Raw genomic sequence first — 14627 nt, forward strand, 5'->3', positions numbered from 1 at the left:
AAATGTTGAAATCACTATCTGTCGATTTAGGTCAAATTATGTCAGTGGCATTTAACCTAAAAACATAAGTTGAACGCTGAGTATACGAATAACTGTTTGAGCAATAAGATGATTATATCATCATGGCTTTCACCCAATGAGTGAAGTGCTTTACGCTCACTTATCAATGATAATGCAAAACTATATCCAGCTGATTCAGTTGGTTTTTTCATTTTATGACTGTGACTCAGGTTCTTGTTGGTGCTCAAACTCTTTTAGCTTATTTTGTTGTTGCAAATAGCCAGCGGCCTCGTCCACTTTACTATTTGGCTGAGTTGGAATTGCACGAGTTTGTTCATTTAGGGCATGTATCTGTGACGCGTTTCCTAAATCTCGCTCACTTGTTATTGCAGCAATCGATTCTCGATCTCTCAAGAATGAAATTAAATCGTTTTTGATTGCCATTAGTTCTGCATCATCTTTGTGTATTTCTAATATATGCCTCGGATGTTCGAGGTTTTTCATGCCAGTGGCGGCATAGGTCGTCGAAATGATTTTAGTAACAATGATCCAAGGCGTAATTGAGCTACGTACCAAAGTGTTTTCTGAGCGTGTGCTGTCATGTATGCCAGTACCGGTTGATATTTGTGACTCAGTAAAAGTCCCTTCACATTTGAAGTAGATCAATGTGGACTCAAATTGGATTTCAGCATAAAACAAATGAGCTGAATTTTTAAACATACGAGCAAAAATAGTGACAATAAATGCAATGAGACCCCAGTGCCAAATACTCGATATATAAGGCGATAGCGCTGAAAGTTTTGCTGGTTCAGTGAGTTGAGCAAGGTTAAATGGCGCAAGATTTGTTGCATAACTATAGAGATCAATACTAGCGTAAGTTAAAAACAAAATAGCGATAGAGACTAGAGTAAATAAACAAGCACCAATAATTAAAGACGCGACTCTGAATTTTTCAAACGTTGCGCCAAGTTGTAATGGTCTCACCTTAGGTTGGACTTCTTGCATCATCTTACCGCTGAATGTTCCTTTTCCTTTCACTTGTTCAGTCAGCTTAGGGTCTAAAGCTTGGTAGATGCGATTTGGAACTTCCTTATAACGACGGTTTGCCATTACTAAGTTATCGAGATTAATGAAAATTTCATCGGGATGAACAGACTCTTGCCAATTCTCACGTAACTCTGATACTTCAGCAATTGGATCAACTTTTAGTAGGCGCGCTCGTAAAAGAAATGTTGTGACTGCTGTAACGGCAGCAGCAAAGATGCAAATAACAAATATGTAACTACTAGTGAAAGCCTCAGGGGCAGCAAGTAACCAGTTTTTCGCAGTTGTAATGTTACTCGAACTCGCAAAGTAATTAATACCGACACCAATGAGAGCGGGAGATACGAGTGAAACCGCTATGACATGAATAATATCTTTAACGCCTAAAGTCGATATATGTTGTTCCGCTATCCGATTAATGGGGTTTGCAGCCTTCTTCCATATAAAAATCAAATAGAGAGTAATAAGGAGCGAATAAAAAGGGAAAATCAACTCACCTGACTGACCAGCCAAACCTGTTAAACAAACAAAAGCCGTCAGAGCATAAGCAACCATTGAAATACAGGTTTTTACCCAAGCGCCAAAAATGGTTTGCGCCATGTTGCGTATTGGATATGGCATAAAGAGTAATTTAGGCAACAGAGTGTGCAATAACCTTGCGAGAAAACCATTTGGCTCGACAAAAGTAGAGTTTTTCCGCCCGAGTAACATCTCTTCTAACTCTTGGCTTTTATAGCCTACATATTTTTTTTCTTCATCTGAGGTTAATCCCTGTGATGGACTATGGTTTTTAGCCAAAGAAGTAGGGTGGTTACGACCAACAAAATAACGCATTGTGGCGTAAATCCCTGAGCCTAAAAAGTAAAGACCACGGCTTAGTAAAAGTATGCCGAAGCCGACCAAAATCCAACTAATACCAAGATCTAGTTTGACAGTTTGTGCGGCGGAAAATAATAAAAATATACCTAAACAAGTTTCGATGGTGCCATGTGCGGCAGTCACCCAACCTTGAAATTTAAAAGGATTTTTGAGACCTAAATTTATCGAACCATAATCAAATGACATGAAGCTACTCCGTTAACTCATTTTTTTTATCATATCATGATGATTTTAAATGGGTAGTGCTGCATCATACCCTAGGGTCTGTTGATCTTTTAGGATTAAATTTTGTGCTATTTGAGCATTTATCTGTTCAAGGCGTGAGCAGTGATGCTTAGCCATCTAAGTGAGCTGGTCACAACACAGAACAGTGAATGCTCAAAAGCATCGAAAAAAGAGAGAGCGTAAATTGGTCGCTCTTTCTAAATAAAAGGTGCTGCGTTATCGTTTTCTTATTTGGAAACGAAGTAACGACAGTTTTGTATGTCGATAATAACCAAACCTCACAAACTCCGCCTTGCATAAAATAACCAATTTATCGCTGCAAAAACAATCACGAAAGATCAACAGACCCTAATAATCTTGGTTCGATTTTTTGTTTTTTCAGACGGCTTGAATGTATTGGTTTATCTGCCCGGAGGCTGGTTATACCAATTATAGTAATTAAATACCCAGCTCAGAGCTATGTATGTGTTCAACCTAAAAACATCAGTTGAACGCTGAGTATACGAGTAACTGTTTGAGCAATACAATGATTTTATTATCATGTTTTTCATCCAATGAGTGAAATGCTCTACGCTCACAAGCTTGCTAAAATGACTGCTATCTGCGTTGTAACTTTTGCAAGTAGAATAACTACTTGCTGCAAGCTACGCCTTACTATCAGCCATTTTTTCTACGCTTGAGAACGCAGTCAACTGATGTTTCTAGGGAGCGCCACGAAGCGCTTTATTCTGTTGTGGGATTTGTCTCAACGTATACGCAGCCAAGCGATTACATGGCCATAAACCAGAGACAGCAACGTTATTATTTATAATAAGTCCATCAGGTTGAAACGTACCTGACGGGATAATTACCAGTTCATCCCGAAATCTGACGGGCATGCATAATGGGTAACCGCTATGACATGAAGCCCTGTGACAAAGGCCTTGAATAAAGGTTGAGATGCAATGTAGACCGCAGCATCAAGCGAATTCAGTTAAGCGTCATAAATCAAAAAATGAAGATGGGGAGTCTTTCCTAGTTGACGAACCCTGACACAAATAGAGAAGCAACTGGTAAATGCATCTGTTTGATCTTCCGGCGTAATATGAAGTGGCATGTATTGAAGGAAATAAAGTGAACGTGGGAGAGCCTGAGTGTTGGAAGGTAGTGACTTGCACTATCCGAATATAAGGTAAACCGAAATTTCAGATAGGGCGCTCAGGCAGTCGGATGAGCCCATAGTACCGTTAACCGTGAAGACAACATAACTTCACATCAGGGAAGGGGCTCAGTGTTACACCCGTTTTTAACGTAACTTTTGAGGTGAAATTGCCATATGGCTAACACTCCAGTAAATATCAGAATATTACAGCGAAAACTTTACTTACGCTCAAAGCTTAACTCGGAGCTTCGATTTTACAGCTTGTACGATAAACTCAGTCGCCTAGATATACTCGAAGAAGCCTATCGACGATGCAAAGCCAATAAAGGCGGAGCAGGAATTGATGGCATCACATTCAGTTATCTAGAGCAGCAAAAGAAAGTCGTTGCGCTGTTAAAAGAAATTCAAACTCAATTACAACAGAAAAACTATCGACCTAGCCCAGTCAAACGAGTAGAAATACTCAAAGACAACGGCAAAACGCGGAAACTTGGGATCCCGATAATCAGTGACAGAATTGTGCAAATGGCGATGACAATAGTGATGCAACCCGTCTACGAACCTCATTTACATGAACACAGTTATGGTTATCGTCCATGTCGAAGCGCCCAGCAAGCGGTAAAAGTCATTGAAATGAGCCTAAAACAAGGCTATCAGCACGTACTCGATGCTGACTTGAGTGCCTATTTCGATACCATCCCGCACGCTAAGTTGATGGCAAAAATAGAAAGGCGAATAAGCGACAGCAGCTTTCTGAGTTTGCTGAAAAGCTTTATCAAAGCGCCCATCAGCGTAGAGACGGTCAACAGAAAATGGCGAATAGAAGCAAGCCGATGTGGCACTCCACAAGGCGGAGTTATCTCTCCATTACTGGCTAACATCTATCTCAACGATTTCTGTTTGAAAATACACGAAAAAACACTGTGTAAAATTGTTACCTATGCAGATGATTTTGTTGTACTCCATAAGCAAACCTACACACAAGAGCAACTGGACTGGATAACACAGCAATTAAGTGATGAAGGTCTGAAGCTAAATCAAAGTAAAACCCACTGTGTGGATATGGGAAAGCTGATGAATGAGTTTGATTTCCTCGGTTTTAACTTTCAACGGATCACAGGCCTCATCAAAGGCACCAGTTACATTAAGATACAGGCGTCTAAGAAGAGCCAAACAAAGCTGAAAAATAAAATCAGAGACATAGTGAAACACCGAACCTCAAATACACTTGGCGTACTGATAAATAAGGTTAATCAAGTTCTGAGGGGATGGAAACACTATTTTGGTGGGATAGGTTATCCCAGAGGTGTATTTTTCAGAATAAATGGATTTGTAGTAAACCGGTTCTATCGCTGGCATCGTCGCTTAAGTCAACGTCGAAGCAAGTATCTATCACGAGGTGCTTACGAAAAATTACGCCAAGCTGGGCTTGAGTATTTACCCACGACAAGATGATAAGCAAAGTGAAGGAGCTGAGAGAAGTGTAACAACAGAGCCGTGTGAGGGAAAACCTCATGCACGGAATCGAAGAGGGGCTGCTGGATAAGCGATAGCGAAGCCAGTAGCCTACTCTACTTAAAGGCACTAGACTCCAGCCTGCGCTGGAGTGACGAGGATTCATCGGTATACTTTCTTCCGCAGTGTCCCTAAGTGAGCTGGTCACAACACAGAACAGTGAATGCTCAAAAGCATCGAAAAAAGAGAGAGCGTAAATTGGTCGCTCTTTCTAAATCAAAGGTGCTGCGTTATCGTTTTCTTATTTGGAAACGAAGTAACGACAGTTTTGTATGTCGATAATAACCAAACCTCACAAACTCTGCCTTGCATAAAATAACCAATTTATCGCTGCAAAAACAATCACGAAAGATCAACAGACCCCTAGTAGTCCATTCAAGAACAAATAATGACCGAATGGTTATATCCTAACAACTCCTGAACACAAGAAACACTGGAGTTGTTATGAGGGTTAAATACCACGTTCGTTTGAGTAATGAAGAACGTTCAATGCTTGAGGCTTTGATAAAGCAGAAGAAACCACGTGTTGCTCAACATAAGAAACGACACGCCCAAATTTTACTTGCTATTGATGAGAATAATTCGCCACTGACCAATCAACAGATTGCTAAAGCACTAAACATCTCACCACTTGCAGTAACGAGCCTTAGAAAGCGTTTTGTCGAAGAAGGATTAGAAGTCGCTGTGAATAGCAAACACAGCCATCAAGGCCGCAGACGCATAATGGATGGCGAAGCCGAAGCCCACCTAATTGCACTGGCCTGCTCTACGCCTCCTGAAGGACGTTGCCGTTGGACATTAAATCTTCTTAGAGACAAGATGATTGAACTCAAATATATCGATAACATATCAAGAACTTCTGTTCATTATGCTTTAAAAAAAACGAACTTAAACCATGGCTTAAAGAAGAGTGGTGTATACCTAAAGAGGAAAACGCTGCTTTCGTGAGTGCTATGGAAGATATATTAGAACTCTATAAACTTCCTTACAATCCTAAGCGTCCTTTAGTATGCCTTGATGAAACCAGCAAACAACAAGTTAAAGAAGTTCGCAATCCGTTACCCTTAGTTTCAGGTTATCCAGAGCGATACGATACAGAGTATGAGCGTAACGGTGTCAGCAACCTGTTCATGATATTTGAGCCTTTAGCGGGCTGGCGACATGTTGAAGTCACTGAACACAGAACGGCCATTGATTGGGCTCATCAAGTAAAAGCCTTAGTAGACGGGCGTTATAAGGACGCTGAGACAATTGTATTAGTTGAGGATAACTTGAATACTCATACACCGGCTTCATTTTATAAGGCCTTCGAACCAGAAGAAGCTCGTAGGTTGATCAATAAAATAGAATTTCATTACACGCCAAAGCACGGAAGTTGGTTGGATATGGCTGAAATTGAATTAAGTATCTTGAGCAGGCAATGCTTAAACCGAAGAATACCCGATCAGGAAACACTAAATACTGAAGTCGAAGCCTGGGTTACCGAGCGTAATGAGTCCAAGGCTAAGATGAACTGGCAGTTCACGACTGAGGAGGCACGTATAAAATTAAAGAAACTTTACCCCGTACTCCCAGAGTAAAGTGAGCCTTTTAACAGAAGTTCACTGATTAACGAAATCCAGTTACACATTCGTTAATCAAAGCATGAAAAGCTAGAATCCTACTGACTTGCCAAGGGGTGGGAGGAGGTGTTTTGTTCAGATATCACTTATTTGTCAATTGATTGTGAACAAAAGTTAAGTAAGAGTTTAAAACAATAAATATCGATATATGATTCTTAGCTCTCCTATGACTATGGTTTACCAGAACAGCTTTAACTGTAGAATTCATATGAATGGACTACTAGGGTTACCAGAATAAATAAGATGAAGAGTATTTATTTTAACTCAAGTTTCGGAGTTCATTTTTAGCTAAAATCATGAGTACTTTTCAGTAGAAATAGCCTCTTGGCGTAATGTAAAAGTATCCATTTGCATAACTTGATTAAAAAACGAGGTCACTTCTTCGTTGATTTTATTCAGTATGATTTCGCTTTCTGTTGTTGATAACGAAGAAATACTAGAAACTGCATCGCTGATCAAAGCCTTAAATAAGCCCCATAATTTACAAGCAAAATCTAAATTTTGTAGACTGTCGCAAAGTAGGTTCCTTGAGTCACAGACTTTGCTGTTTTCATCATTTTGCTTCGCATGCAGAAGCAAGCAAAACCTCAACCCTGTTAGATGAATTGAAGCAATATAAGCACTGTAATGACGACTTTGCTCACTCAAAAAACCAAGATGTTGTTTGGCTTCCTTGAAGTACACTTCAATTCCCCAACGCAAAGCGTAAATCTCAAGAATTTTTTCATCGCTTAGCGAAGCGTCCGTACTTAAAAATAATGCCCAATCGTGTTTACCTGCTTTTTTCTTATCAGGATTAACACCTCGACAAAAGACGAGTTTAACCTTAATCCAATTCGGCTCAAGCTTTGCCGTTTCTGCTAGATTCAACTCAACGACAATGGACTTTGTTTGATAAGGCAACCCTGCTAGTTTTTGCCATCGGCCTTTTACTTGAGTTTTGAATAGTTCGGCGGCACTGCACTCTGATTTATCCGCTAAGCGGTACTTCATTTTGTTTTTTTTCATTCGGAGAATAGCCGTCAAATCATGCTCAAGCGTCATGCTGATAATAGGCTTGGTGGCAAACCAAGAGTCTGCAAGAAAATAATCAGCTTCAATACCTACTCCCAGCGCACGTTTAACCATACCTGCAACCATAGCAGGCTTAGTTTGAGCCACAGATTGCTTGTAACGTTTAGCGACTATTGAGCGCTCATCTTTAAATTTACGGGTTAGAGGTTGTGCTTTGGTTTGACTGATGAAGAGTTCATTATCCAGTGGGACAAATTGACTATCAGAAGCGTAGCCAAAACTCAGTACTTGCTGTCCCATAACACAACGCCCTGTCAAATGGTCGAAGTGACTGGATACGCCGGGCATTTTCTTACCACGACGTTGCTTTACTGAATCATCGACAACAAAAGCTCTGACTTTACTCTTGCCTTCCTGTTTTATGAGTTTTTTAGCGGTGTAAAGTTGCAGTTTTCTCCAATTCAAGTCTTCTCGGTTGAGTAAATCATAAAGCACATCTTTCTTAGCAGAAGAAAAGCTGAGTAGTGACTCTTTAGCAAACATAAGTACCCAGTCAAATGTAATCGAATATTTTCCTTATTAAAACGCCTGTCATTAGCGACTTCTTGAGAAAAAAGCATTTGACTAGGTACTTAGATATGGTGTCAACTTTCAACCAAACCCAAAGCATTAGTAAGTAAACGACTTCGGTTGCTTCAACCTAGAAACATCAGTTGACTGCTTTCTCAAGCGTAGAACAAATGGCTGATAGTAAGGCGTAGCTTGCAGCAAGTAGTTATTCTGCTTGCAAAAGTTACAACGCAGATAGCAGTCATTTTAGCAAGCTTGTGAGCGTAGAGCACTTCACTCATTGGGTGAAAGCCATGATGATAAAATCATCATATTGCTCAAACAGTTACTCATATACTCAGCGTTCAACTGATGATTTCAGGTTCAATACCCGAACGTTTACTGAAGCCACAAAATGTCAACATTGAAATAAAACCAAGCTGTTTCCATGATGTGCTGAACGAATTATCAATTTGAATGCCTGAACGCTGTAAAAAATTAGAAGTAAGTGATGGAAGCGAAAGTGATTTCATGTCAATATTTGACTGAGAGTTGGTGTGTTTTAGTTTTTGTCTAAGCAACAAGGTTATAACAAGCTAACTCTCATCTTTTCTTTATATATCAGTAAAATACGCTCACTTTATTATTGGGTATGAACTCCGAAACTTAAGATTTTAAATACATCACTCAGAAAAATGATTAACTGAGTGATGTCGGCATGATCTGCGGCTAATGCTCGCAGTCTGAACCAGCTGCATGGATATGACCATGATCAATTTCGTTTTCAGTTGCAGTGCGAACTTCGATTACTTCAACGTGGAAACTTAAGTCTTTACCTGAAAGAGGGTGGTTGCCGTCAACAATAACGGTGTCGTCTTTTACTTCTGTAATTTGAACAGGGATTTCACCATTATCTGTTTCAGCCATAAAGCGCATACCTGGGGCGATGTCTTCAATGTCACCAAAAGCGTCTAACGGGACTTCTTGTCTAAGCTCTTCAACAATCTCTCCATAGCCGTCCTTAGCAGCGATGGTTACATCAATTTTGTCCCCAACTATTTTGCCTTCTAATGCGGCTTCAAGTCCTGGGATCATATTATTCGCACCGTGCAAATATAACATTGGCTCGGCATCGAATGAGTCTTCAATCAATTGGCCGTCAGCGTCAGTTAAACGATAGTGTACAGTTACAGCAGAGTGTTGAGCGATTTTCATTATTACTCCAGAAAAAAAATTTCGCGCAATGATAACCTATCAGGTTGCGAGTTTAAAATAAGTGTTTACTGGGGCAAGACACAAAAAGAGCGCCAATTGGCGCTCTTAGGTTATTTAGGCAAGTACATCATTAAAGTCTAAGTTAAAACTGTTATCGATTTCTTTTAGTTCTTTTAACAGGCTATGTTTATCTTTTAGTGTTTCTATTTCACGCCATTTACGTTTTTTAGGTGAGCTTTTTGTCCGTGTAGGGCGTTCTACTACATTATCGAGTGCACTAGCAAAATCCAATTGTCCCATCGCAACCTCCTGTTGTTTTAGCGAACAGTTATTAAATATCATAAGTTAGAAACACAATGCAATAAATTTGTTTCAAATTTGTGATGAGTTAATGGTTTATTTCGACTATAGAATAACAATGAAATCGTATTAAAACTCAATGATTATGTGGAAAGTTAGCTTAGTTAACTGACTTTAAATATAAAAATAGTTTAAGACTCTTTTTTTATTTTTTTACAGCTTGATAAATTGTTCGGTTGGGAGAACAGAGTCATAAAATATTCATAAAGACAAAAGGATGGCCATCAGTAAATATGGCCATTATTAACCTAAAAGTTCATGATAGGCATAGATGTCATATGCGTTTACTTTGACTACTATTTTTCTATCACCCTACACCATGAAAATTGTATTCGCTGAGATTTGAAGATTATTTCCAACCTAAAGCTAAAGGCGAAGTGATTTTTAGCTTTTATGCTTTCACTAACAGGCTTGGGAATAGGTGTTAGCGGCTATTTTCACGGTAAACATCAGTTGAACGCTGAGTATATGAGTAACTGTTTGAGCAATAAGATGAATGGCTTTCACCCAATGAGTGAAGTGCTCTACGCTCACAAGCTTGCTAAAATGACTGCTATCTGCGTTGTAACTTTTGCAAGTAGAATAACTACTTGCTGCAAGCTACGCCTTACTATCAGCCATTTTTTCTACGCTTGATAACGCAATCAACTGATGTTTCTATGATTACGGGTACGCCCTAGATTATAATGAACCTTTTTTAAACAGGTTAATAAGCGAATTACTTGAACTATCGAGCTCTGAACATGACTTGTCACTGCCAAGACGATTTAAAACATCCACGCCTAACACCTTGCCCAGTTCGACTCCCCATTGATCAAATGAGTTAATGTCCCACACCGCACCTTGAACAAAAGTTCGATGCTCATACAGAGCAATGAGAGCACCAAGAGTTTTTGGTGTGAGCTTGTCCATGAGTATGGTATTACTCGGACGATTACCAGGCATCACCTTATGTTTTGCAATGATATTTTTTTGTTCTTCCGATAAATTGCTGTTTGAGAGTTCTGCTTTGGCTTCTTCAAACGTTCTACCTTGCATCAGAGCTTGAGTTTGGCCAAAACAGTTTGATGCGAGTTGGATATGATGATTACCAAGCGGATTATGGCTAGTTAATGGGAAAATAAAGTCCGCAGGGATCAGGGCTGTGCCTTGGTGAATAAGTTGATGGTAAGCATGTTGACCATTTGTACCTTCACCACCCCATATAACAGGGCCAGTATTATAATCTAGCGAGTTGCCTGCTAAATCCACGGATTTACCATTACTTTCCATATCTAACTGTTGAATATAAGCAGGAAGGCCACGCAGATAGTGATCATAAGTGAGTATTACTTGCGATTCACTGCCGTAAAAATTGCTGTACCAGAGTGAAATCAATCCCATCAGGACAGGCATATTTTGCTCTAATGGTTGCGTTGCAAAATGCTCATCCATTTCTGCTGCACCATTAAGTAATGTTTTAAATGTTTCAAATCCCGTAAGAAGCACAATCGGCAAGCCAATGGCTGACCAAAGGGAGTAACGGCCACCAACCCAATTCCACATCGGAAATGTGTTTTTTTCTTCAATTCCAAATTCTGTTGCTTTAGCAACGTTTGAGGTAATGGCGACAAAATGTTTTGCAACGGCAGCTTTATCGGCGCCACTTTTAAGTAACCAATTTCTAGCTGAAAGGGTATTGGTGAGTGTCTCTTGGGTGCTGAATGACTTTGAAGACATGACGAATAACGTCGTTTCTGGATCTAGAGGCTTAAGCTTTTCAACGATGGATGTGCCGTCAACATTGGCAACAAAATGGCAATTAATATGACCCGTCCAATAGGGACGAAGTGCTTGAGATACAATTTTAGGACCTAGAAATGAGCCACCGATACCAATACTGACTATATCAGTAATGGTTTTGCCTGTGTAACCAACCCATGTGCCATTATGAACATCATTAACAAACTGCTCCATTTTTTTCAAAGTTTGTTGTATTTCAGGCATCACATTTTGGCCGTTTACAATAACTTCAGTATCGGAAGACGCTCTAAGGGCTGTATGAAGCACCGCACGGTTTTCGGTAGTATTTATCGCATTGCCAGCAAACATTGCTTGTATTTTTTCGGTAAGCTTTGTTTCGTTTGCTAGTTGAAATAAATTTGACAAAGCTGTTTCATCGAGACGGTTTTTAGAGTAATCCAATAATAGTCCGCAACCTTTTACCGACATTTTCTCGAAACGTTGGTTGTCTTCTGCAAATAATTCACGCATGTGCTTAATGTTATCGCGATGTTTGGCGAGAGCTTGCCAACTTTTAGTGTCTGTGAGGTGGGACATGGAACCGATCTCCTGAAAATATTGTAGTGCAGTTTTTAAAATTGAAAAATAAGGTATGAAAAATATTTGAAGGCTAATATTCTATAGCAAGATAAATGACAGTAACATTAATTGGTTAACTAATTATGACGTTAACCAATGTGAGGTGATTTTTAATACCCGTAAGACATTTTTGAGTATCACGGGTATACAAGTTAAACCAATAGCTGCTTATGTAACATAACTTCGAGCTTGTTTTGGTCAATAGCAAAATTACGAATGCCTTCAGCCAACTTATCAACAGCCATTGGGTTTTGATTGAATGCCCAGCGGAACTCTGATTCGGTTAAAGCCTTGCTAGGTTTTTTACTCGCTGAAGTTGCGGTCAGTTTTCGTTCTACTTTCACAGTCGAATTCGCCAATTCTTCAAGTAATGAAGGACCAATGGTTAAACGATCACAACCTGCAAGTTCTAGAATTTCACCTGTATTGCGGAAGCTTGCCCCCATCACAACCGTTTTGTATCCGTTTTCTTTATAGTAGTTATAAATCTCAGATACAGAAACAACACCCGGATCTTCTTGTGCTGAATATTCTTTATTTTCGTTTTTCTTATACCAATCTAAAATTCGACCAACAAAAGGAGAAATAAGAAACACACAGGCTTCAGCACAAGCTCTGGCTTGAGCAAAACTAAACAATAGGGTTAAGTTACAGTTAATGCCTTCTTGCTCTAGTTCTTTTGCGGCAGAAATTCCTTCCCACGTAGATGCGAGCTTAATGAGAATTCGTGACTTATCGATACCTGCGTCTTGATATAGTTTGATCAATTTGTGAGCTTTAGCTATTGACGCTGTTTTATCAAAAGAAAGTCGTGCATCGACTTCTGTAGACATACGGCCTGGGACGTGCTTTAAAATTTCTACACCAATATTAACGGCCAGTTTATCGCCCGCGTTTTCAATTTGCTGCTCAATATCGTCACTTTGAGATTTTGCCCAATGAATCGCATCATCGATTAAATTAACATACTGAGGTAATTCAGACGCTTTTAGAATAAGAGATGGATTTGTAGTGGCATCTTGTGGGTGATAGCGTTTAATCGCTTCAATATCACCAGTGTCAGCAACTACTGTGGTTAGTTGCTTTAATTGTTCTAAGGTGTTTGTCATGAATAATATCCAAAAAGGAAAGCAGCAATCGAATGATAGTATTAGAAGCGATTTTTATGCTGATTCCAACCGAAAATTAAAAAAATTACTAAAATGTTTTTAATTTACTTTTAATATTTCTTTTTATATCCATTTCAAGATTAATTTGATACCAAATTTCAATTATTTGTAATATTAATTTCATTTTATTGTGGTTGTCAGGTAAGAGAAGACGTTTACATCACTATGCAATGACTGCCTGTAGGTTTCGGTCGTTCATGGGAAGTGCTTATCGGGGTTTTAGTAATGGATGCATGAAGGCAATATAAGTTGTCTTGGCTGATCAAAAAAACAGAATGATATTGAATAGTTTGATATTTGGGTTGGCGGTGTTCAGGGTTTTCAAGAGCTCGCTTTTCGTCTAGCTTTGTATAGCGTTCAAATTCAAAGTAGATGACTCCGGAATCGAGAAGATTGAAACGGTATTGTCTATTAAGATCTTTATGGAAGCTTTCTTGTGGTTCAGAGTCAATTACATAACAGAAGTCTCCGATAAAACCCTGCATACCGAGGTAATAACACATTCGTTTTTGGAAATCATTTGTAAACACTGTAGTTGCAGTATCTAGCTTGTATTCTTTTGGTATTTTATCTCCACTTTCAAAACATATAGTTTCGCTTCCCCATTTGAAAAGATAACTATCTCGATCGCAATCCTTGCGGTACTTATATAGTGCATCTTCAACAGAAACGGAGGTCGTATGTTGAATAACAAGTTGCTCAAGTTTTTGTTCAAGACTACCTTGCGTGAGGGATATGTGAGCCTTAAAATTAGTAGACGGATTTACGATATCCAAATTACAACATCTATTTTCACCGTCTTGCTGAAATGATGTAGAAAAATTTGCTTTAAAAGACATACCTACATTATCGAGTAATGAAATAAAAGCGTAGAAACGTTTTACTGTAGAGGTAACACTATGTAAAAACGTGCTGAAACATTTTTGTGCTGTTTCTTGATATTCAGTAGGGAACCACTCTCTAATTTCTGTCCATTTCTTTTGTAAGTCAGTAACGTGAGCAGAAGCTTCACTACTAGGAGTTTTAGTAAGATTGGAAGTTGTAACTCTCATTTCCATGATGCTCTAAGCGTGAGATTGTGTTTAGTTGATACTAACAAAATCAAATGGTTATACATATTTTAAAATGAAGATTAGTTTAAAGTCGAAAACGAAGGAAAGATTGTTTTTTTATTTTATTTTATTTTATTTTTATGTAAAACAATGTCTAGGGTCTGTTGATCTTTCAGGATTAAATTTTGTGCTATTTGAGCATTTATCTGTTCAAGGCGTGAGCAGTGATGCTTAGCCATCTAAGTGAGCTGGTCACAACACAGAACAGTGAATGCTCAAAAGCATCGAAAAAAGAGAGAGCGTAAATTGGTCGCTCTTTCTAAATAAAAGGTGCTGCGTTATCGTTTTCTTACTTGGAAACGAAGTAACGACAGTTTTGTATGTCGATAATAACCAAACCTCTCAAACTCTGCCTTGCATAAAATAACCAATTTATCGCTGCAAAAACAATCACGAAAGATCAACAGACCCTAATACCAAT

At 39.0% G+C, this 14627-nt stretch carries 8 protein-coding genes and 1 pseudogene; 2 read left to right on the forward strand and 7 right to left on the reverse strand.

The window, feature by feature from the left end; all coding sequences use genetic code 11:
- Window positions 1-213 precede the first annotated feature (213 nt).
- The gene (locus tag E2I05_RS06365) at window positions 214-2109 is read right to left on the reverse strand and encodes a hypothetical protein (protein ID WP_121855115.1); all 1896 of its coding nucleotides are present in this window, start codon (window positions 2107-2109) and stop codon (window positions 214-216) included.
- A gap of 1354 nt (window positions 2110-3463) precedes the next feature.
- Between E2I05_RS06365 and ltrA the strand changes: the two genes are divergently transcribed.
- The gene (ltrA, locus tag E2I05_RS06370; RefSeq protein WP_133309513.1) at window positions 3464-4744 is read left to right on the forward strand and encodes a group II intron reverse transcriptase/maturase; all 1281 of its coding nucleotides are present in this window, start codon (window positions 3464-3466) and stop codon (window positions 4742-4744) included.
- A gap of 504 nt (window positions 4745-5248) precedes the next feature.
- A protein-coding gene (locus tag E2I05_RS06375) for an IS630 family transposase (protein WP_133309486.1) occupies window positions 5249-6384 on the forward strand; the annotation gives its coding sequence in 2 pieces (ribosomal slippage) (window positions 5249-5672 and window positions 5672-6384; 1137 coding nt in all).
- 336 nt (window positions 6385-6720) lie between these two features.
- On the opposite strand, the gene E2I05_RS06380 is transcribed toward E2I05_RS06375, so the two are convergent.
- The 6 genes and pseudogenes from E2I05_RS06380 to E2I05_RS06405 form a co-directional block, all read right to left on the reverse strand.
- Window positions 6721-7983 (reverse strand): IS4 family transposase, encoded by a 1263-nt coding sequence (locus E2I05_RS06380; protein WP_133309514.1) that lies wholly within the window; start codon window positions 7981-7983, stop codon window positions 6721-6723.
- A 738-nt stretch (window positions 7984-8721) separates the two neighbouring features.
- Window positions 8722-9204: pseudogene (locus tag E2I05_RS06385) on the reverse strand (FKBP-type peptidyl-prolyl cis-trans isomerase); the annotation flags it as partial.
- 114 nt (window positions 9205-9318) lie between these two features.
- Window positions 9319-9504: a DUF3545 family protein gene (locus E2I05_RS06390; RefSeq protein ID WP_121853927.1), complete on the reverse strand. Its 186-nt coding sequence runs from the start codon at window positions 9502-9504 to the stop codon at window positions 9319-9321.
- Window positions 9505-10245: 741 nt separating this feature from the next.
- The gene (gene pgi / locus E2I05_RS06395; protein ID WP_121853926.1) at window positions 10246-11883 is read right to left on the reverse strand and encodes a glucose-6-phosphate isomerase; all 1638 of its coding nucleotides are present in this window, start codon (window positions 11881-11883) and stop codon (window positions 10246-10248) included.
- A gap of 194 nt (window positions 11884-12077) precedes the next feature.
- Window positions 12078-13034: a transaldolase gene (gene tal, locus E2I05_RS06400; RefSeq protein ID WP_121853925.1), complete on the reverse strand. Its 957-nt coding sequence runs from the start codon at window positions 13032-13034 to the stop codon at window positions 12078-12080.
- A 215-nt stretch (window positions 13035-13249) separates the two neighbouring features.
- Window positions 13250-14146, reverse strand: a complete 897-nt coding sequence (locus tag E2I05_RS06405) for a hypothetical protein (RefSeq protein WP_133309515.1) — start codon at window positions 14144-14146, stop codon at window positions 13250-13252.
- Window positions 14147-14627 lie beyond the last annotated feature (481 nt).

The sequence above is a fragment of the Parashewanella spongiae genome (assembly GCF_004358345.1).
GTDB lineage: Bacteria > Pseudomonadota > Gammaproteobacteria > Enterobacterales > Shewanellaceae > Parashewanella > Parashewanella spongiae.

Bases quoted from the DNA above. Each gene is read 5' to 3' on its own strand.
- E2I05_RS06390 (WP_121853927.1), bottom strand. From the start codon at position 9,504: ATGGGACAATTGGATTTTGCTAGTGCACTCGATAATGTAGTAGAACGC.
- ltrA (WP_133309513.1), top strand. From the start codon at position 3,464: ATGGCTAACACTCCAGTAAATATCAGAATATTACAGCGAAAACTTTAC.
- pgi (WP_121853926.1), bottom strand. From the start codon at position 11,883: ATGTCCCACCTCACAGACACTAAAAGTTGGCAAGCTCTCGCCAAACAT.
- tal (WP_121853925.1), bottom strand. From the start codon at position 13,034: ATGACAAACACCTTAGAACAATTAAAGCAACTAACCACAGTAGTTGCT.
- E2I05_RS06405 (WP_133309515.1), bottom strand. From the start codon at position 14,146: ATGAGAGTTACAACTTCCAATCTTACTAAAACTCCTAGTAGTGAAGCT.
- E2I05_RS06380 (WP_133309514.1), bottom strand. From the start codon at position 7,983: ATGTTTGCTAAAGAGTCACTACTCAGCTTTTCTTCTGCTAAGAAAGAT.
- E2I05_RS06365 (WP_121855115.1), bottom strand. From the start codon at position 2,109: ATGTCATTTGATTATGGTTCGATAAATTTAGGTCTCAAAAATCCTTTT.